Source organism: Martelella sp. FLE1502 (assembly GCF_053484255.1).
The window spans coordinates 1-18,628 of sequence record NZ_JBAKFQ010000028.1; the positions used below are offsets into that span (position 1 = coordinate 1).

The window sequence follows — 18,628 nt, forward strand, 5'->3', positions numbered from 1 at the left end:
ATCGATTTGCGTCAAATATTCAATAGCTTAAAAGCCATACGCGATTCCCCTGCCCTCAAGGGGGGAGATTGTGGGCTGAGAGCTCGGTGGACGTCGTTAGGCGGAACGCGGCTGCCCGCTATCAAGCCAAAGCGGCTCCGCAACCTCACGCCGACAGCATCAGATCCATGTTCTGCACCGCAGCACCCGACGCGCCCTTGCCGAGATTGTCGAGCTGGGCCACCAGGTTGACGTGATCGCTGCTGCCGAAGACATAAAGCTTCATGATGTCCTGGCCGGCGAGTTCTTCGGCGTTGACGCGGGCAAGCGCGCCGCTCTTGTCGAGCGGCACGACCTGCACGATGTCCTGGCCGGCGTAGTATTCGGCAAGCGTCGCGTGGATGCTTTCCGACGTCTGGCTGCCTTCGAGGTCTTCCAGATAGAGCGGCACCTGGACCAGCATGCCCTGCGCGAAGCGGCCGACGGAGGGGGAGAAGATCGGCGGGCGGGCCAGCAGACCGTGGGTCGTCATCTCCGGCACGTGCTTGTGCTTGAGGCTGAGCCCGTAGAGGAAATACGGCGCGTCGATATGGTCGTCGCGGCTCGCATCCTCCATCTGCGCGATCATGTTCTTGCCGCCGCCGGTATAGCCGGAGACCGCGTTGATCGTGACCGGGTAGCTGTCGGGCAGAATGCCGGCGGCCCTCAGCGGGCGGATCAGGCCGATCGCGCCGGTCGGATAGCAGCCGGGGTTTGCCACATGGCGGGCGGCGCGGATGCGCTCGGCCTGCGCCTTGTCCATCTCGGCAAAGCCATAGGCCCAGTCGGGATCGGTGCGGTAGGCGGTGGAGGTGTCGATAACGCGCACCTTGTTGTTTCCCGAAAGCATGGCGACGGCCTCCCGCGAGGCGTCATCCGGCAGGCACAGGATCGCGATATCGGCGCTGTTCAACATATCCTCGCGCATGGCGGCATTGCGCCGTTCCTCATGCGGGATCGACAGCATTTCGACATCGCGGCGGCTTTCCATGCGGCTGCGGATTTGCAGGCCGGTGGTTCCGTGTTCGCCGTCGATGAAGATTTTCGCTGCCATGGTCTCGTCCTTCGATGGGATTTATGCAGCGTTATATAGAGCGGGCCGGCCAGACCCGCAATCATTCTGTCCCGCAATCATTCAGATGACGATGTCAGGGCTGCTTGACGTCGCGGAAGATCATCTCCGGCAGGCTGCCGACGGCGGGGTAGAGCGGGATCAGGCAGGCCTGAAGGGCGTGATAGATGTCGCTCTTGCCGGGAAACAGCGTTGCCTGCGGCACCAGGTCTTCCGACAGTTCCTCATGCCAGCCGCCGTTTTCGTGGTCGAGCAGGTGGTTGGCGATGAAGCTCCACTGCTTGCGATAGGCATACATGTGCATGTCCTCGCCGAAATGGGCGGTGAGGAAGTGGGTGGCGCCGATGCCCTCGGCATGCGGCCACCACAGCTTCGCCCGGTTCTTCGGCTGGTTGTTCCAGTCTAGCGTGTAGAACATGCCGCGCTTTTCGAAGTCCCAGCCGAACTTGAAGGCGGAGACGAACAGCTCGCGCGCCGCTTTCGGCATCCACTCGTGCGAGCGGCCGGTGAGCGTGTAAAGCTGGAGCAGAAGGCGGGTCCATTCCAGCCAGTGGCCGGGCGTGGTGCCGGAGGGGCGGAACATCTCGTTGCCGGAATAATTGTAATCGACCTTCCAGTCCTCGGTGAAATGCTCGGCGACGCGATATTCGCACGCGGTCGCATGCTTCTTGATGATCAGCTCGGCGATGCGCTTGGCCTTGGTGAGGTATTCGACGTCGCCGGTCACCTCATAGGCTTCCATCAGCGCCTCGGTCATGTGCATGTTGCAGTTCTGACCACGATAGCCGGGCACCGGCGTCCAGTCGGTCTCGAATTCCTCGGCGACTGCGCCGTGTTTTTCTTCCCAGAAGCGGGTGTTGATCACCTCGGTCACGTCCGCGATCATGGCGTCGGCCAGCGGATGGCCGGCGAATTTGGCGGAGGAGGCGGCCAGCAGCACGAAGGCGTGGCCATAGGCCTGCTTGGTGGGTTCGCCGCGCGGGCCGTCATTGTCGACCTGCCAGAAATAGCCGCCATGCTTCTTGTCGCGATGGTGCTCCCACAGGTAGTTCATGCCGTGGTCCATCAGGTCGTCGCAGCCGGGCCGGCCGAGAAGATGGCCGATCGCCATGCAGTGGACCATGCGCGTGGTGGTGTGGATGCCGCGCACCGGATTGTCGCCGCCCGTCGGCTTGCCGTGCTTGTCGAATTCGTAGAAGCCGCCCTTGGGGTTGACCGAGCGATACTGGAAATAATCGAAGAGGTTGTTTGCCTGCTGCATCAGCCATTCGCGGTGATAGGGCCTCTTGATCCAGCGCGGCGGTGCAACCAGCGTGTTGATCTTCGGCTTCATGGCAAATCCTCCAATTTGTGCGGCCGGAGCCGGCCATGCTATGCGGATGCGCCGGAAAATGCGGCGTGGGTCGATTGATTAAGGTATATCGCGCTCAGGCCATCATCACAATTCTGATTTGCATCGTCCTTGATCATGCGCAAACAATGAAGCACATAGGTGACAGCTGCGGCGCGCGCTGAAAGACTCGAATTCGGCCGCTATATATTGACATAAAGATATCTTTATGTGATCTCGCAGCTTCAAATTCTGGAGATGAGTGATGTTTGACGACCTGTTCGGGGAAGAAGCGCCCAAACGCGACGGCAAGGAAATCCGGGCCGCGCTGGAAAAGGCCGCGCGCGAGCGCATTCTGGTTCTCGACGGCGCCATGGGCACGCAGATCCAGGGGCTGGGTTTCGACGAGGACCACTTCCGCGGCGACCGCTTCATCGGCTGCGCCTGTCACCAGAAGGGCAATAACGACCTTCTGATCCTGTCCCAGCCCAAGGCGGTGGAGGATATCCACTTCGCCTATGCCATGGCCGGCGCGGATATCATCGAGACCAACACGTTTTCTGGCACGCGGATCGCCCAGGCCGACTACCAAATGGAAAACATTGTCTACGACCTGAACCGGGATGGCGCGCGGGTTGCCCGCCGCGCCGCGATCCGCGCCGAGAAGGAAGATGGCCGCCGCCGTTTCGTGGCCGGCGCCGTCGGCCCCACCAACCGCACGGCCTCGATCTCGCCGGACGTGAACAATCCCGGTTATCGCGCTGTTTCCTTTGATCAATTGAAGGATGCTTACCGCGAGCAGATCAACGGGTTGATCGATGGCGGTTCCGACCTGATCCTGATCGAGACGATCTTCGACACGCTGAACGCCAAGGCCGCCGTGTTTGCCGCCCGCCAGGCTTTCCGCGAAAAGGGCATCGCGCTGCCGCTTATGATTTCCGGCACGATCACCGATCTTTCCGGTCGCACGCTTTCCGGCCAGACGCCGACGGCGTTCTGGAATTCGCTGTCGCATGCCGATGCCTTCACCATCGGACTCAACTGTGCCTTGGGCGCGGATGCCATGCTGCCGCATCTGCAGGAACTGTCCGGCGTCGCCGACACCTTCATCTGCGCCTATCCCAATGCCGGTCTTCCCAATGAGTTCGGCCAGTATGATCAGGACCCCGACGAGATGGCGGCGCTGATCCGGCCGTTTGCCGAGCAGGGGCTGGTGAACGTCATCGGCGGCTGCTGCGGCTCCACGCCGGAGCATATTTCGAAGATCCGCGACACGGTTTCCGCATTCGCCCCGCGCGAAGTGCCGGAGCATCGCGCGATCATGTCGCTGTCGGGCCTCGAGCCGTTCACGCTGACCAAGGACATTCCCTTCGTCAATGTCGGCGAGCGCACCAATGTCACCGGCTCGGCCAAGTTCCGCAAGCTGATCACCAATGCCGATTACGCCGCCGCCCTCGATGTGGCGCGCGATCAGGTGGAAGCCGGCGCGCAGATCATCGACATCAACATGGATGAGGGCCTGATCGACTCGCAGAAGGCGATGGTCGAGTACCTGAACCTGATTGCCGCCGAGCCGGATATCGCCCGCGTGCCGCTGATGATCGACTCCTCGAAATGGGAGATCATCGAGGCCGGGCTGAAATGCGCGCAGGGCAAGTCGCTGGTGAACTCGATCTCGCTGAAGGAAGGCGAGGAGCAGTTCATCGAGAAGGCCCAGCTGATCCGCGATTATGGCGCGGCGACCGTGGTGATGGCCTTCGACGAGACCGGCCAGGCGGACACCTATGAGCGCAAGGTCGAGATCTGCACGCGCGCCTATAATATCCTGACGCAGAAGGTTGGTTTCCCGCCGGAAGATATTGTTTTCGATCCGAATATCTTTGCCGTTGCCACCGGCATCGAGGAGCATGACAATTACGGCGTCGACTTTCTGGAGGCGACGAAGACCATCCGCGAAACGCTGCCGGGCGCACATATTTCCGGCGGGGTTTCGAACCTTTCCTTCTCCTTCCGCGGCAACGAGCCGGTGCGGCAGGCGATGCATGCCGTGTTCCTCTACCACGCCATCCAGGCGGGCATGGATATGGGCATCGTCAATGCCGGCCAGTTGATCGTCTATGAGAGCATCGATCCGGAATTGCGCGAGGCCTGCGAGGACGTGGTGCTGAACCGCCGTTCCGATGCGACCGAGCGTTTGCTCGATATCGCCGAGCGTTTCCGGGGCTCGGGCAAGACCGAGGAGCGCAAGCAGGACCTCGCCTGGCGCGATTGGCCTGTGGAAAAGCGGCTCGAACACGCGCTGGTCAACGGCATCACCGAATATATCGAGGCCGATGTCGAGGAAGCCCGGCAGGCCGCAGAGCGACCGCTGCACGTGATCGAGGGGCCGCTGATGGCCGGCATGAATGTCGTCGGCGACTTGTTCGGCGCCGGCAAGATGTTCCTGCCGCAGGTGGTGAAATCCGCCCGCGTGATGAAGCAGGGCGTGGCCGTGCTGCTGCCTTACATGGAGGAGGAAAAGCGCCAGAACGGCGGCGAAGAGGGGCAGTCCGCCGGCAAGGTGATCATGGCGACGGTCAAGGGCGACGTCCATGACATCGGCAAGAACATCGTCGGCGTCGTGCTCGCCTGCAACAATTACGAGATCATCGATCTCGGCGTGATGGTGCCGTCGGAGAAGATCCTCGCCGCCGCCAAGGAGCACAAGGCGGACATCATCGGACTTTCCGGCCTGATCACGCCCTCGCTGGACGAGATGGTGCATGTCGCCGCCGAAATGGAGCGGCAGGGTTTTGACATTCCGCTCTTGATCGGCGGCGCGACGACCAGCCGGGTTCATACGGCAGTGAAGATCCACCCTGCCTATGAGAAGGGCCAGGCGATCTATGTGACCGACGCCAGCCGCGCCGTCGGCGTGGTCTCCTCGCTGCTGACGCCGGAGGCGCGCGACGGCTATATTGGCAATATCCGCGCGGAATACGCCAAGGTCGCCGATGCCCACCGCAAGGCCGAGGCCGCCAAGAACCGTCTGCCGCTGCCGGCCGCCCGCGCCAATGCGGTCAAGATCGACTGGAACGCCTACGAGCCGACGCGGCCGTCCTTCCTCGGCACCAAGACCTTCGAGGATTACGACCTCGAGACGCTGGCGCGTTATATCGACTGGACGCCGTTCTTCCAGACCTGGGAGCTGAAGGGCCGCTATCCCGATATCCTCAAGGACGAGAAGCAGGGCGAAACCGCGCGTCAACTGTTTGACGATGCTCAGGCGATGCTGAAGAAGATCATCGACGAGAAGTGGTTCCGACCGCGCGCCGTGATCGGCTTCTGGCCGGCCAATGCCGTCGGCGACGATATCCGCCTCTACAAGGATGAAGGCCGCACGGAAGAGCTTGCCACCTTCTTCACGCTCCGCCAGCAGCTTTCCAAGCGCGGCGATCGCCCGAATGTTGCGATGTCCGATTTCGTGGCACCGGAGACAAGCGGCAAGCAGGACTATGTCGGCGGTTTCGTGGTCACGGCGGGCTTTGAGGAAATCGCGATCGCCGAGCGCTTCGAACGCGCCAATGACGATTATTCCTCGATCATGGTCAAGGCGCTCGCCGACCGCTTCGCCGAGGCCTTCGCCGAATGCATGCATGAGCAGGTGCGCCGGGAATACTGGGGCTACGCGCCGGATGAAGCGCTTTCGAACGCCGAGCTGATTGGCGAAGGCTATGGCGGCATCCGGCCTGCGCCCGGCTACCCGGCCCAGCCGGACCACACCGAGAAGAAGACGCTTTTCAATCTTCTTGACGCTACCAACGCCACCGGCGTGGAACTGACGGAAAGCTATGCGATGTGGCCGGGCTCTTCGGTCTCCGGCATCTATATCGGCCATCCCGACAGCTATTATTTCGGCGTCGCCAAGGTCGAGCGCGATCAGGTGGAAGACTACGCGAAGCGCAAAGGCATGAGCATCGAGGAGACCGAACGCTGGCTCTCCCCGATCCTCAACTACATTCCGGCCGACGCCAAGCCGGTGGATGACGCCGCCTGACGGGCGGCGTCATTTCTCTTCAGCGCGATCAGCCTGCTGCCGCAGCCTCGTCATCCAGCTTGCTGGCGCGAATGAAGGCCGGGCGGGCGGCAATGCGTTCGGCATAGGCCGCAAACGAATCCCGCTTGTCGATCGTGCCGAATTGAAGGCCCCAGCCGACCTGAGCGCCGACATAGACATCGGCGGCGGTGAACTTGTCGCCGGCAACGAAGCGATTTTCCGACAGCAATTTGTCGAGCGTATCCATGATATGCTCGAAGTTGCCGTAGCCGACCGAGCGTTCCCGTTCCGCCGGAACGACAAAGCCGAAACTGTTGTTGACGATGGCTGCTTCGAACGGGCCTGCGGCGAAGAACAGCCAGCGGTAGTAGGAAGCGCGCTCGGAAGGCGGCGGCGCAAGCCCGGCTTCCGGAAAGGCGTCGGCGAGATAGGCGCAGATCGCCGCGCATTCCGTCACCACATTGCCATCATGGACAATCGCCGGCACCTTGCCCATCGGGTTGATGGCCAGATATGCCGGTTCCTTCATCGTGCCGTTATAGGTCAGGATGCGGGGCTCATAATCGGCCCCGACCTCCTCCAGCATCCAGCGGGCGATCCGCGCGCGCGATAGCGGGTTTGTGTAGAATGTGATCTTGCTCATCAGTCCCCCTTGATGTTCTCTTTATGTTCTATATGGGTGGTGGCGGAAAATCAAGACCTAAATGATGAGCGGCCGCTCGGGCAAAGCGGAGCTTGGCCGAGCTTCGGCTCGGACGTCGGTACAGCGTCAGGAGCCGCTCCTGCCGCCGGCCTCTCCCAGTGCCGCCTGCTCGTCGTCACTCAGAACCCGCGAGCGGGTCAGAAACCGCTTTTCCCGGCCGTTATCAAGGCTGAACATGCCGCCGCGACCGGGCACCACATCGAGGATCAACTGGGTGTGCTTCCAGGCGGCAAATTGCGGGCCGGATATCCAGACTTCCGCTCCTTCCACTTCGCCAAGCAGGACATCGCTGGTGCCGAGGTGAAACTCGGCTTTGGGGTAGCACATCGGTGACGAGCCATCGCAGCAGCCGCCGGACTGATGGAACATGATCTCGCCGTGGTCGTCCTTGATCTCGCGGATGAGCTCCCGCGCGGCAAGCGTCGCGGTTACGCGGCTGCCTTTTTCGGCGCCCGCCGGCAGGTCGGCATCGGTGACGCAGTGGATGTCAGGCTTTTCCATATCCGTCTCCCTGTTGAACCGAAAGCGAACGGGCGAAGCCGAAGCTCCGCCCGCCACCTGGGAGGATTCCCCTGGCCTCAGAAGAAGCCGACTTTTTCAGTGCTGTAGCTGACCAGCAGGTTCTTGGTCTGCTGATAGTGGTCGAGCATCATCTTGTGGGTCTCGCGCCCGATGCCCGACTGCTTGTAGCCGCCAAAGGCCGCGTGCGCCGGATAGGCGTGGTAGTTGTTGACCCAGACGCGTCCGGCCTGAATGTGGCGGCCGAAGCGGTAGCAGGTGTTGGCATCGCGCGACCACACGCCGGCGCCAAGGCCGTAAAGCGTGTCGTTGGCGATCTCCAGCGCTTCCGCCTCATCCTTGAAGGTGGTGACGGAAACGACCGGCCCGAAGATTTCCTCCTGGAACACCCGCATCTTGTTGTGTCCCTTCAGGATCGTCGGCTCGATATAGTAGCCGCCCGAAAGCTCGCCGCCGAGATCGGCCGCCTTGCCGCCCAGCAGAACCTCCGCGCCTTCCTGGCGGCCGATATCGAAATAGCTCAGAATCTTCTCCTTCTGCTCGCTCGATGCCTGCGCGCCGATCATGGTGTTGTCGGCCCGAGGGTCTCCCTGGATGATCGCTTCGGTGCGGGCAATCGCCTTTTCCATGAAGGCGTCATAGATATCCTCCTGGATCAGCGCGCGGGACGGGCAGGTGCAGACCTCGCCCTGGTTGAGCGCGAAGAACACGAAGCCTTCGACCGCCTTGTCGAGGAAGCCGTCATCCTCGCGCATAACATCCTTGAAGAAGATGTTGGGCGATTTGCCGCCAAGCTCCAGCGTCACCGGAATGAGGTTTTCGGTGGCATATTGCATGATCAGCCGGCCGGTCGTGGTCTCGCCGGTAAACGCGATCTTGGAGATGCGCGGGCTCTGCGCCAGCGGCTTGCCGGCTTCAAGGCCGAAGCCGTTGACGATGTTGAGCACGCCGGGCGGCAGGATGTCGGCGATCAGCTCCGCCAGCACCAGGATCGAGGCGGGCGTCTGCTCGGCGGGCTTCAGCACCACGCAATTGCCGGCGGCAATCGCCGGGGCCAGCTTCCAGGCCGCCATCAGGATCGGGAAGTTCCAGGGAATGATCTGGCCGACCACGCCGAGCGGCTCGTGGAAGTGATAGGCGACGGTGTCGTCGTCGATCTCGCTCATCGTGCCTTCCTGGGCGCGCAGCGCGGAGGCGAAATAGCGGAAATGGTCGGCTGCGAGCGGAATATCGGCATTCATCGTCTCGCGGATCGGCTTGCCATTGTCCCAGGTCTCGCAGGTGGCGATCAGGGCCAGGTTGGCCTCGATCACATCCGCGATCTTCAGCAGCGCGCGGGCGCGTTCGGCCGGTGCCGTCGCACCCCATTTCGCCTTGGCCGCGTGGGCCGCATCCAGCGCCAGCTCGATATCGGCGGCGTCGGAACGGGCGATCTCGTTGATCGCGGCCCCGGTGATCGGCGTGGTATTGGTGAAATAGCGACCGTTTTTCGGCGGTACGAACTTACCGCCGATGAAGTTGTCGTAGCGGTCCTTGAAGGGGGATTTCAGAAGCCCTTCGGGTTTGCTCATCTCGTTCATAACAGTTCCTCCCAGAAATCATGCTGAACTTTGGTGATGAGCCAGTTTCGATCGGTGATCGTTGTTTGTCATCGGTCGCAAACCGGCAGAGACCGGACTCTGTCTCGCAATTGAGACAGTTTTCCGCGCCAAAGATGTCGATCTGGTGAGGAGATTGCGACGAAACGGAACGAGCGCGGCCGAAGCCGCGTCGCATTCGGCTAGTTCTGGTCGAATCGCGATTGCAGGCCGAGGCGCTTCATGCGGCGATAGAGCGTGGCGCGGCCGATGCCCAGATCCTCCGCGGCCCGACTTGCATTGCCGTGCCGGCGCGCGAGCGCCTTCAGGATGGCGGAGCGTTCCGCCGAGGCGAGGCCGTTCTCCGGAGCCCCTTTCGCCAGCAAGTCGTCAGCCGGAACCGGGGAGAACCGGCCCGCGGGCACAAGGCCCAGCGCCAGCCGCGCAGCGCGGGTTGCGCCGATCACGAGGTCGTTCTCATCGACGGCGACAAGCGCAGCGGCATCGCCGCCGGTGGATTCCCTGTCATCGTCATCATCCACGAGAATGATTCTTTGACCGCTATGGTCGTGGCGGAAGCAGTCCGCCTCGATCTGCCGCGCCGCCTGGCGAACGAGCGCGGCGATGAGCTGGTTGGCGGAAGCGGTCTGGTCGCTGCGGGCCGAGGAAATGTCGAGCGCGCCGATCAGCCCACCGTCCGCGCCGTAAATCGGCGCGTCGATGCAGCTCATGGCGATGTTGCGGTCGAGAAAATGCTCGTCGCGATGAATTATGAGCGGCCGTTCCTCCGCAAGGCAGGTGCCGATGCCGTTCGTGCCGACAGCGGACTCCGACCAGCTTCGGCCCGGCCGCAGGCCCCAGCTTTCAAAGCTCGACTGGTCGCCGCTGCGCCAGCGGGCGTCGAGAACCACGCCATCGGCATCGCTCAGGAAAACGCCGCAGGCAGACAGCGAGACGCATTTGTAGAGATGGTCGAGCCGAGCGCGGGCGACATGCATCAGAAGGTCGGATTTCTCGATCCGCTGCCGCAGTTCCAGCTCGGACAGCGTCTCGGCGCGGCGCGTTCTGGCGCTGGCCGGATCGAGCCCGTGCTGAACGAGCGAGCGCCACCATGATGCGGCGACGGGCGAGCGCGCCGGCCCGTTGGCCGACAGCGCCGTCGCGGTCACAATGTCGGCATGCGCACGGCTTGCCGCCGGCCTTGGCATATAAGCCATCGCTCTCTCCTCCCGCTTACGGCGCGCACAACTGCGGTGCTGCTTCCGGTCTCCTCGGCGGTTTAGACGGATATTGTGATCCAAAATGAAGCGAGAGTGAAGGAATTTCGGCGCGAACGCATATCAGACTTTGGTGAAGCGGCGGGTTTTCCGCCACCGGCCCGCGGGTGAAGCGCCCCGTCTGGCAAGCAAAAACCCGGCGCGAGGGCCGGGTTTTCGGTCATTATCGCAAAGGCGTCGGCCTCAGGCGGCCATGGCCTTCTGGAGGTTTTCGTCGATCTTGTCGAGGAAAGCGGTGGTGGAGAGCCAGGGCTGGTCGGGGCCGATCAGGAGCGCCAGGTCCTTGGTCATGTGGCCGCTTTCGACGGTGTCGACGCAGACCTTTTCCAGCGTTTCGGCAAAGTGGATCAGGTCCTGGTTATCGTCCAGCTTGCCGCGATGGGCGAGACCGCGCGTCCAGGCGAAGATCGAGGCGATCGAGTTGGTCGAGGTCTCCTGGCCCTTCTGGTGCTGGCGGTAGTGGCGGGTCACCGTGCCGTGGGCGGCTTCGGCTTCAACTGTCTTGCCATCCGGCGTCATCAGAACCGAGGTCATCAGGCCGAGCGAGCCGAAGCCCTGGGCGACGATGTCGGACTGAACGTCGCCGTCATAGTTCTTGCAGGCCCAGACGTAACCGCCGGACCACTTCAGGGCGGCCGCGACCATGTCGTCGATCAGGCGGTGCTCGTACCAGATCTTCTTCTTTTCGTATTCGGCCTTGAACTCGTTCTCATAGACTTCCTGGAACAGGTCCTTGAAGCGGCCGTCATAGGCCTTGAGGATGGTGTTCTTGGTCGAGAGGTAGCAGGGCACGCCGCGCATCAGGGCGTAGTTCAGCGAGGCGCGGGCGAAGTCGCGGATCGAATCGTCGAGGTTGTACATCGCCATGGCAACACCGGAGGAGGGGGCGTCGAACACTTCGTGCTCGATTTCCTTGCCGTCCTCGCCGACGAACTTGATCGAAAGCTTGCCCTTGCCCGGGAACTTGAAGTCGGTCGCGCGGTACTGGTCGCCGAAGGCGTGACGGCCGACGATGATCGGCTGGGTCCAGCCCGGCACCAGACGCGGCACGTTCTGCATGATGATCGGCTCGCGGAAGATCACGCCGCCGAGAATGTTGCGGATCGTGCCATTGGGCGAACGCCACATCTTCTTCAGGCCGAATTCCTCGACGCGGGCTTCATCGGGCGTGATGGTCGCGCATTTGATGCCGACGCCGTGCTTCTTGATGGCGTTGGCGGCATCGACGGTGACCTGATCGTCGGTGGCATCGCGGTTCTGGACCGACAGGTCGTAATATTCGATCGGCAGGTCGAGATAGGGCAGGATCAGCTTGTCCTTGATGAACTGCCAGATGATGCGCGTCATTTCATCGCCGTCGAGATCGACAACCGGGTTAGCCACCTTGATCTTCGTCATGCTTCTTCCTCGTCTGCGGGGCCTGAAGGCCCGTGTTTTAACGTTTCCCGAGGGCTATAGCATTGCGGTCGCGGGGAAAAAAGGCATGGCGCGTCGAAACTTTGCGAAAAGTGCGTATGGGCAGGCTCCGCCTCTGGATTGGCGTAGTAACAAGTGTTATATATGTAACTATTGTTATGGGGACTCTTTCGCGCGATGAAGCGCCCCGCATTCCTGCAGCAAGGGAAGGTGACATGTCCGATCTGAACGAAGCCGAGCAGGCGCTGCTTGCGCTGATCCGGGAGAACCCGTTTGCCGGTCAGCAGCAGATGGCCGACCAGCTCGGCCTGTCGCGTTCCGCCGTGGCAGCCCATGTCGTGCGGCTTACCGAAAAGGGTCATATTCTCGGGCGGGGCTATCTGCTGCCGCAAGAGGGGCGGGTGGCCGTTGTCGGCGGGGCGGTGATCGACCGCAAATACCTCGCCAGCGCGCCGCTGATCGCCGGCACCTCCAATCCGGTCGAGGGCATGCGCAGCTTTGGCGGCGTGGCGCGCAATGTCGCCGAAAACCTGGCCGCGCTCGGTGCCGGCGTCAGCTTCGTCTCTGCCGTCGGCGCGGATGAAAGCGGGCGCGATCTCGCCCGGCATCTCGGCGCCCGCGGCATCGATGTCGCCAATCTCTTTCAGTTGCCCGATGAACGGACGGCGGAATATGCGGCCATTCTGGAGCCCGGCGGCGACCTTGCCTATGGCATTGCCGACATGGCGATCTTCGACCGCATGACGCCGGCGCTTCTCGCCAACGCCGCGCCATCGCTTGCCGCCGCAAGGCTCGTCTTCGCCGATTGCAACCTGCCGGCGGCAACCCTTGCCGCGCTGATCGAGCAGAGGCACGCCGGACGGTTTGAACTCGCGATCGACGCGGTGTCGACGCCGAAAGTGATGAAGCTGCCGAGGGACCTTTCCGGCGTCGACCTGCTGTTTTTAAATCTGGACGAGGCTTCCGCCTATCTTGGATCAACTTATTCCAAAGATATCAATGGTATGGAGAAGGCTGCGAAAGCACTGATCGAAGCCGGTGCGTCCGCGGTCATCTTGACGTCCGGCGCGCGCGGCGCGGTGGTTGCCAATGGCGACGGGGTGAATCTCGTCCCGGTGGTCGAAGCCCGGCCCGTCGATATGACCGGGGCCGGCGATGCGATGATTGCCGGAACCCTGCATCATTACCTGCACAGCGGCGCGCTGCACGAGGCCGTGCGGCGCGGTGCGTTGATCGCGGCGCTGACAACCGAGAGCGCCGCGAGCGTCCATCCGCAAATGTCCCCACACTTTGTCGAGGCCAATCTTCATCGCCTCGCACCAATCCAAGGAGAAGCACGTGTCTGACATCGAAATCATACTCGGCACGGAGGTCAAGGAAGCGCTGGCACAGGGCAAACCCGTCGTGGCGCTGGAATCCACCATCATCACCCATGGCATGCCCTATCCCGCCAACCTCGAAACCGCGCTCGGCGTTGAAGCCGTGGTGCGCGAAAACGGCGCGGTGCCGGCGACCATCGCCGTGATCGACGGCAGGCTGCATGCCGGTCTCGACCGCGACGTCATCGAGCGGCTGGCGAAGGTCGAGGACGGCGTGGTCAAGGCGTCCGGCCGCGATCTCGCGGTGGCGATCGTCAAGCGCCAGACGGCGGGCACCACGGTTTCCGCGACCATGAAGATCGCCGAACTGGCCGGCATCCCGATCTTCGCCACCGGCGGCGTCGGCGGCGTGCATCGCGGCGCGGAGCAGACTTTCGATATCTCCGCCGATCTGACCGAGCTCGGCCGCACGCCGGTGACGGTGATCTGCGCCGGTGTGAAGTCGATCCTCGATATTCCCAAGACGCTGGAATATCTGGAAACCCAGCGCGTGCCGGTGATCGCCTATCGCAGCGATGACTTCCCGGCTTTCTTCACCCGCTCCAGCGGCCACAAGGCCGACCATCGGCTGTATAGCGCCGAGGAGATCGCCGCCGCCATGATCGCCCATGACGGGCTCTCCACCGGAACCGGCATGCTGATCGCCAATCCGGTGCCGGAAGCCGATGCGCTGACGCCGGAATTCATCGACGGCACCATCGACGATGCGGTTCGCGAGGCCGATGAGCGGGGCATTGCCCGCAAGGAACTGACACCCTTCCTGCTGGCACGGATTAACGTGCTGTCGGAAGGCCGCAGCCTGAAGGCCAACATCGCGCTGGTAAAGAACAACGCCGCGCTCGCTGCGCGGATCGCGGTGGCACGGGTTGCTGCGCTCGCCTGAAGGCGGATTGCGTTTCGCGCGGGCCTCGTTACTCTCCGGTGCAAAATCGCAGAACCCGAGGAGACCGCGATGACCGAGACCTTTCCCGCGCTGTTGATCCGCGACAAGGACCATCCCGCCGCCGTGCCGACGGAACTGACCCGCGACGACCTGCCCGATCTGCCGGTGCTGGTGCGGGTCGATTATTCCAGCCTGAACTACAAGGACGGGCTTGCGGTCACGGGCAAGGGGCGGATCGCGCGGCGCTTTCCTATGGTGCCGGGCATCGATATCGCCGGCACGGTGGTCGAATCGGCGAGCGATTCGTTTCAGCCCGGCGACCGCGTGATCGCCACCGGCTCCGGTCTGTCGGAGACCGAGTGGGGGGCTTTCTCGGCCTATCAGCGGCTGAAGCCGGAATGGCTGATGAAGCAGCCGGACGGCTTCGACCAGCGTCAGGCAATGGCGATCGGCACGGCGGGCGTCACGGCGGCGCTCTGCGTCAACCAGCTTCTCGCCTGGGGCAATCTTTCAGAAAATGGCGGCAGCGTGCTGGTCACGGGGGCGGCCGGCGGCGTCGGCTCCTATGCGGTGGCGCTGCTTTCAGCGCTCGGTTTTCACGTGACCGCCTCCACAGGCCGGCCGGAAACCCACGACTATCTCCGCCGGCTCGGCGCGAGGGACTTCATCGACCGCAAGACACTTTCGGAAGCCGGCAGGCCGTTGCAGGAGGAGCGCTGGATGGGCGCCGTCGACAGCGTCGGCTCGACCACGCTCGCCAATGTTCTGGCGCAGACGGTGCGCGACGGCGCGGTGGCCGCCTGCGGCCTTGCCGGCGGGCCCGATCTTCCCGCAACCGTGATGCCGCATATCCTGCGCGCGGTCACGCTGATCGGCGTCGATTCCGTGTTCGCGCCGCCAAAGCGCCGCGAGGCCGCATGGCGGCTGTTGCAGAACAATCTGACGCCGGAGCACATCGACCTCGTCACCGCCGGCGAAATCGATCTCCAGGGCCTGCCCCAGGCCGCCGAAGACATTCTGGCCGGCAAGGTGCGCGGACGGCTGATCGTGAAGGTGGCTTAGCGCCGCCGTGCATTGCCGCAGCTCCATTGGTCACGTTCCTGTCAGGCAAAGATTGCAAGCCAGCAAGCCTGGCGCTTTCGGCTGGATAAAATGGGGTTCTGCCGACATGCAACTGAGCAATAAGGTTGATGTCTATAGCTTGTCACACCCGGATTTCGGACATTGGAACTCGGTGGAAAGGGTAGGCGATATTTTGCTATAGAGCTTTGTCGGCGCTGCTGACATTGACGCTGTTGAATCACTTAAAGTGAACTGTGAGGTCGTTAACGAAATTTCATAGTGTGTCAGGTTTAAGTCATTGTATTTATATAGAAAATGCATTTCTACAGGGTGCGTTAAGCTTCATGACAGCGTAGAAGTCGTGACTGCGCACCCCTTGGGTACGGCTTCGGCAAGGTTGCGACGAGAGCAGCTTTGCGGGGGGGGCTGTGGTGACGTGATGGCCTGAGGCCATTTTTCGCGGGTGGCCTGAAAGCTCGAAATATCGCTCCGATGCACTGCTACCCTCGCACGGCTATCGTGATCTCAACGGTTTCGATTTTTCAGTGGCCAGTTCGACGAGGCGCTTCTCCAGCGCATTGCATCTTTGCGTGTTCCTCGGCGTTGCCAACGGCCATGAATGGAAGCTTCCGCAATTATGCTTCCGTAACCGATAATTAACCATGTCCAACTAAACATTTTTCACACGGTCAATACTCGGAATGTCTGTATTGGCCGCTCTCGATCTGGCTGCAGGTCATGCGGATCGGCAGCGTGGGATAGCAATTCGCCGGTTCTCGGGCGTGCACGTTTGGGAAGGAAAGTTGGTTTGAGCGTTCTTTCCGTGTTCGGCAAAAAGACGGTGGCGATAATGATGGCGCCGGTTGTGAACCCAGCGGTAAGCGAAAGCGTTATCGACGCCTTCATCCGTGTCTCCGATCGGCATTTGGAAATGCTGGGTCAGGCTCTCGATGTCTTCGGTAGTGTTCCGGATTACGACCTGTCCGGCATGGTCCCGAACGCGTCCCGACGCGTTGCCGACACGCTCGCCTGGCGAAAGGCCGCCGCCTTCGACCCGAACCTGGAAACGCTGCAGCGAGGTTGATGCCCTCCGCCGGAAAGATAATGATATGAATGCGCCAAGATACGTTTCCGTCAGAAAGAAAACGCTCTGCGTCACGGTTTCGGCCCTCGTCTTAGTCGGCCTTCAGGCGGCCCATGCAGGAGAGGTATCCGATGCGCTGACGTCGCTGGCTGAGGATGATATCGTGACGCGTTCTGTTTCGCTTTCCGATATCGGCATCACGGCACCCCTGGCATTTTCGTCTTCGTTCGTCACGCGCGATATCTATTTTCCCGTGCCCGCGGGCGTTCCGCTTATCCAGCCGAGCCTCGCTTTCGACGCAACCTATCTGCGCGGCGATGGCGGCACGACGACCTACGTCCTGTCGCTTGATGGCTACGCCGTTGCCGCCCGCTCCCCTGAGGCCGAAAGGGGCGAGATCGGTTTGGATATCGGCGTCGACGGCGCGCCGCGCGACAACGGCTTCGTGCGCCTCGGCATTGAGTGGCAAGCTTCGGTCGGGAAGTTCTATTGTTACGATACCGTTCCGAACGGCAATCAGCTGATCGTCCATACCGATACCGCACTTGAATACAGCTACGATGCTGCGGATATCATCACCGTTGCCAGCGCCTTTTCCGCACTGCCTCAGGATGTGACGCTCCTGGTGGCCGGCGGATGGCTCGACGCGGAAAGCTACGATGCCGCCTGGCGACTCGGGGTCGCGCTGAGGCGGGCGGGCAAGACGGTTCATCTGCGGGCGCTGCCAGCCAAAGGCGATACCGTCGATGCCTCCGCGATCGAGGTGCCTGAAGCGCTGCGGCCGATCCCGGCCTTTGCAGCGCTTGCGAATGGCGGAACGGCCACACTGGAAAACGACGCTCAAGCCGGCGCCTACCTACTTCTCGGCGCAGCGCAAGCGGATGTCGCGGTTGCCGGCGACAGTCTTCGCGCTTCCATCAACGCCGCAATCCGGGCGCTCGCGCAGGAAATCACGGCCGCCGAAGCCGAGGCGCAAGGGGCCCTGCAGGCGCTTGCGGACAAACAGTTCACGCTTGGCAGGCCGGCCGAGGCCAGTTCCTTCAGCGTGCGCCTTCTGGGCGGCAAACCCGTAATCGCGGTGCAGCCGGAAGGCGGAAAGGAGGCCGCCGGGCTGTTCAGCGCGCTATGGCGCCGTTCGGCCGTCTCCGGCGATATGATCGTGCATACGGCAAAGCCGCCGGCGCCAGATATCAATGCCGTTCCGCTGTTGCCGCTGGGCGCGCCCGCCGGCACGCTCGATGTGCTGGCGCTTGGCGAATGGTCGACGACATCCGATCTCGGCAGCGACATTCCGCCCGGCAGAGTGCCAACGAGCATTCATGTCAGCGTTGCGGCAGCACCTGGCGCCACGCCCACCCGGCCGGTGGCTTCGCTCTTCCTCAACGACATGCTGCTGGGCGCAAAGCAGCTTGAAGCCAATGGCGCGCCGGAGACGATTTCGGCGGATGTGCCGGCCTATATGCTGTTGCCGAGCAACCGCATCGTGGTGCGCTTCCAGCGTCAGCCGGCCTCCGACGCCTGCCGCGAACAACCGCAGGCCTTCCCCGTTTCGGTTCTTCCAGACAGCTATCTTCAGCTCGGCCCAGCACCGCGGACAGAGGATTTCGCCTCGGTGACCGCCAGCCTCAGCGGCGATAGTCTCGTCGCCGTCAATTCAGGCTGGCTGGAACATCCGCTTGCAACCCTGCCGAATGTGATCGCCCTGGCGTATGCAAGCGGGATTTCGCCCGATCGCGCTGACTTCCGGCCTGCCGATCGTCCCGCCATGCCTGAGCCTTCAAGACCCTTCCTGTTTCTCGGCGTCGCCGTTGAGGGCGAGAGCCAGCGCGCCTCGGTCTCCGGCAGCACGGTCTCGATCACCACCACAAGCGGAACGACCTTGTTCGATGCCTCCGGCCTTTCGGGCGTCGCTCTGTTGCAGGCCGAGACCGATGGCCAGCAGCCGGGTCTATCCTATCTGGCCGATGGCGCAGGGCCGCTGATCGAAGAGCCGCTCATGCTCCGTCATGGCGATGTCGCGGTCATTGGCAGCGCCGGCGTTCTCGCGCAGGTCAGAACCAGCGGCAAACCGCTGGCGGAAAATGGCGTGCCCGATCGTCTGACGGAAAAAGGGGTTGGCTTTACCCTGCGCCGGCTCGCCGACACCGATTTCTGGTTCCGCCAGGTGCCGGTAACGCTGACTGTCTCCATTCTTGGCGGCTTCGCCCTGCTTATCCTGCTTGCCCGCCTCGCAAAGCGGCGCAAACGCGACGACAAGAGTTGACCGGGGCGG

13 protein-coding genes are annotated in these 18,628 nt (G+C 62.6%); 6 read left to right on the forward strand and 7 right to left on the reverse strand.

Features of this window, described 5'->3' with window-relative positions:
• Positions 1-145 precede the first annotated feature (145 nt).
• A complete protein-coding gene (gene argC, locus V6767_RS18845) occupies positions 146-1,072 on the reverse strand; it encodes an N-acetyl-gamma-glutamyl-phosphate reductase (RefSeq protein ID WP_448474868.1) in 927 nt (308 codons plus the stop codon).
• A gap of 94 nt (positions 1,073-1,166) precedes the next feature.
• On the reverse strand, positions 1,167-2,423 hold the full coding sequence (locus tag V6767_RS18850) for an AGE family epimerase/isomerase (protein WP_448474869.1): 1,257 nt from the start codon (positions 2,421-2,423) through the stop codon (positions 1,167-1,169).
• 262 nt (positions 2,424-2,685) lie between these two features.
• Between V6767_RS18850 and metH the strand changes: the two genes are divergently transcribed.
• Positions 2,686-6,456 (forward strand): methionine synthase, encoded by a 3,771-nt coding sequence (gene metH / locus V6767_RS18855; protein ID WP_448474870.1) that lies wholly within the window; start codon positions 2,686-2,688, stop codon positions 6,454-6,456.
• A 28-nt stretch (positions 6,457-6,484) separates the two neighbouring features.
• On the opposite strand, the gene V6767_RS18860 is transcribed toward metH, so the two are convergent.
• The 5 genes from V6767_RS18860 to V6767_RS18880 form a co-directional block, all read right to left on the reverse strand.
• Positions 6,485-7,102: a glutathione S-transferase family protein gene (locus V6767_RS18860; RefSeq protein WP_448474912.1), complete on the reverse strand. Its 618-nt coding sequence runs from the start codon at positions 7,100-7,102 to the stop codon at positions 6,485-6,487.
• Positions 7,103-7,225: 123 nt separating this feature from the next.
• Entirely contained in the window at positions 7,226-7,660 is a 435-nt protein-coding gene (locus tag V6767_RS18865) for a DUF779 domain-containing protein (RefSeq protein WP_448474871.1), read from the reverse strand.
• A 77-nt stretch (positions 7,661-7,737) separates the two neighbouring features.
• Positions 7,738-9,249 carry an aldehyde dehydrogenase gene (gene adh / locus V6767_RS18870; RefSeq protein ID WP_448474913.1) on the reverse strand — a complete coding sequence of 504 codons (1,512 nt, stop codon included), beginning with the start codon at positions 9,247-9,249 and terminating at the stop codon, positions 7,738-7,740.
• Positions 9,250-9,458: 209 nt separating this feature from the next.
• The gene (locus V6767_RS18875) at positions 9,459-10,472 is read right to left on the reverse strand and encodes a GAF domain-containing protein (RefSeq protein WP_448474872.1); all 1,014 of its coding nucleotides are present in this window, start codon (positions 10,470-10,472) and stop codon (positions 9,459-9,461) included.
• Between the two features lie 243 nt (positions 10,473-10,715).
• On the reverse strand, positions 10,716-11,930 hold the full coding sequence (locus V6767_RS18880) for an NADP-dependent isocitrate dehydrogenase (protein WP_448428374.1): 1,215 nt from the start codon (positions 11,928-11,930) through the stop codon (positions 10,716-10,718).
• Positions 11,931-12,163: 233 nt separating this feature from the next.
• On the opposite strand from V6767_RS18880, the gene V6767_RS18885 reads away from it, so the two are divergent.
• The 5 genes from V6767_RS18885 (at position 12,164) to V6767_RS18905 (ending at position 18,619) form a co-directional block, all read left to right on the forward strand.
• On the forward strand, positions 12,164-13,294 hold the full coding sequence (locus V6767_RS18885; RefSeq protein ID WP_448474873.1) for a carbohydrate kinase: 1,131 nt from the start codon (positions 12,164-12,166) through the stop codon (positions 13,292-13,294).
• Entirely contained in the window at positions 13,287-14,210 is a 924-nt protein-coding gene (locus tag V6767_RS18890) for a pseudouridine-5'-phosphate glycosidase (RefSeq protein WP_448474874.1), read from the forward strand. Before V6767_RS18885 ends, V6767_RS18890 begins: the two co-directional genes overlap by 8 nt.
• Before the next feature lie 69 nt (positions 14,211-14,279).
• Positions 14,280-15,272 carry an MDR family oxidoreductase gene (locus V6767_RS18895; RefSeq protein WP_448474875.1) on the forward strand — a complete coding sequence of 331 codons (993 nt, stop codon included), beginning with the start codon at positions 14,280-14,282 and terminating at the stop codon, positions 15,270-15,272.
• An 808-nt stretch (positions 15,273-16,080) separates the two neighbouring features.
• Positions 16,081-16,356: a hypothetical protein gene (locus V6767_RS18900; protein WP_448474876.1), complete on the forward strand. Its 276-nt coding sequence runs from the start codon at positions 16,081-16,083 to the stop codon at positions 16,354-16,356.
• 25 nt (positions 16,357-16,381) lie between these two features.
• Entirely contained in the window at positions 16,382-18,619 is a 2,238-nt protein-coding gene (locus V6767_RS18905; protein ID WP_448474877.1) for a hypothetical protein, read from the forward strand.
• Positions 18,620-18,628: the final 9 nt, after the last annotated feature.

What these genes read in the sequence shown, in the direction of transcription:
- V6767_RS18850 (WP_448474869.1), bottom strand. Translation starts at nt 2,423, where the DNA reads ATGAAGCCGAAGATCAACACGCTGGTTGCACCGCCGCGCTGGATCAAG.
- adh (WP_448474913.1), bottom strand. Translation starts at nt 9,249, where the DNA reads ATGAGCAAACCCGAAGGGCTTCTGAAATCCCCCTTCAAGGACCGCTAC.
- V6767_RS18865 (WP_448474871.1), bottom strand. Translation starts at nt 7,660, where the DNA reads ATGGAAAAGCCTGACATCCACTGCGTCACCGATGCCGACCTGCCGGCG.
- metH (WP_448474870.1), top strand. Translation starts at nt 2,686, where the DNA reads ATGTTTGACGACCTGTTCGGGGAAGAAGCGCCCAAACGCGACGGCAAG.
- V6767_RS18880 (WP_448428374.1), bottom strand. Translation starts at nt 11,930, where the DNA reads ATGACGAAGATCAAGGTGGCTAACCCGGTTGTCGATCTCGACGGCGAT.
- V6767_RS18895 (WP_448474875.1), top strand. Translation starts at nt 14,280, where the DNA reads ATGACCGAGACCTTTCCCGCGCTGTTGATCCGCGACAAGGACCATCCC.
- V6767_RS18885 (WP_448474873.1), top strand. Translation starts at nt 12,164, where the DNA reads ATGTCCGATCTGAACGAAGCCGAGCAGGCGCTGCTTGCGCTGATCCGG.
- argC (WP_448474868.1), bottom strand. Translation starts at nt 1,072, where the DNA reads ATGGCAGCGAAAATCTTCATCGACGGCGAACACGGAACCACCGGCCTG.
- V6767_RS18875 (WP_448474872.1), bottom strand. Translation starts at nt 10,472, where the DNA reads ATGGCTTATATGCCAAGGCCGGCGGCAAGCCGTGCGCATGCCGACATT.
- V6767_RS18905 (WP_448474877.1), top strand. Translation starts at nt 16,382, where the DNA reads ATGAATGCGCCAAGATACGTTTCCGTCAGAAAGAAAACGCTCTGCGTC.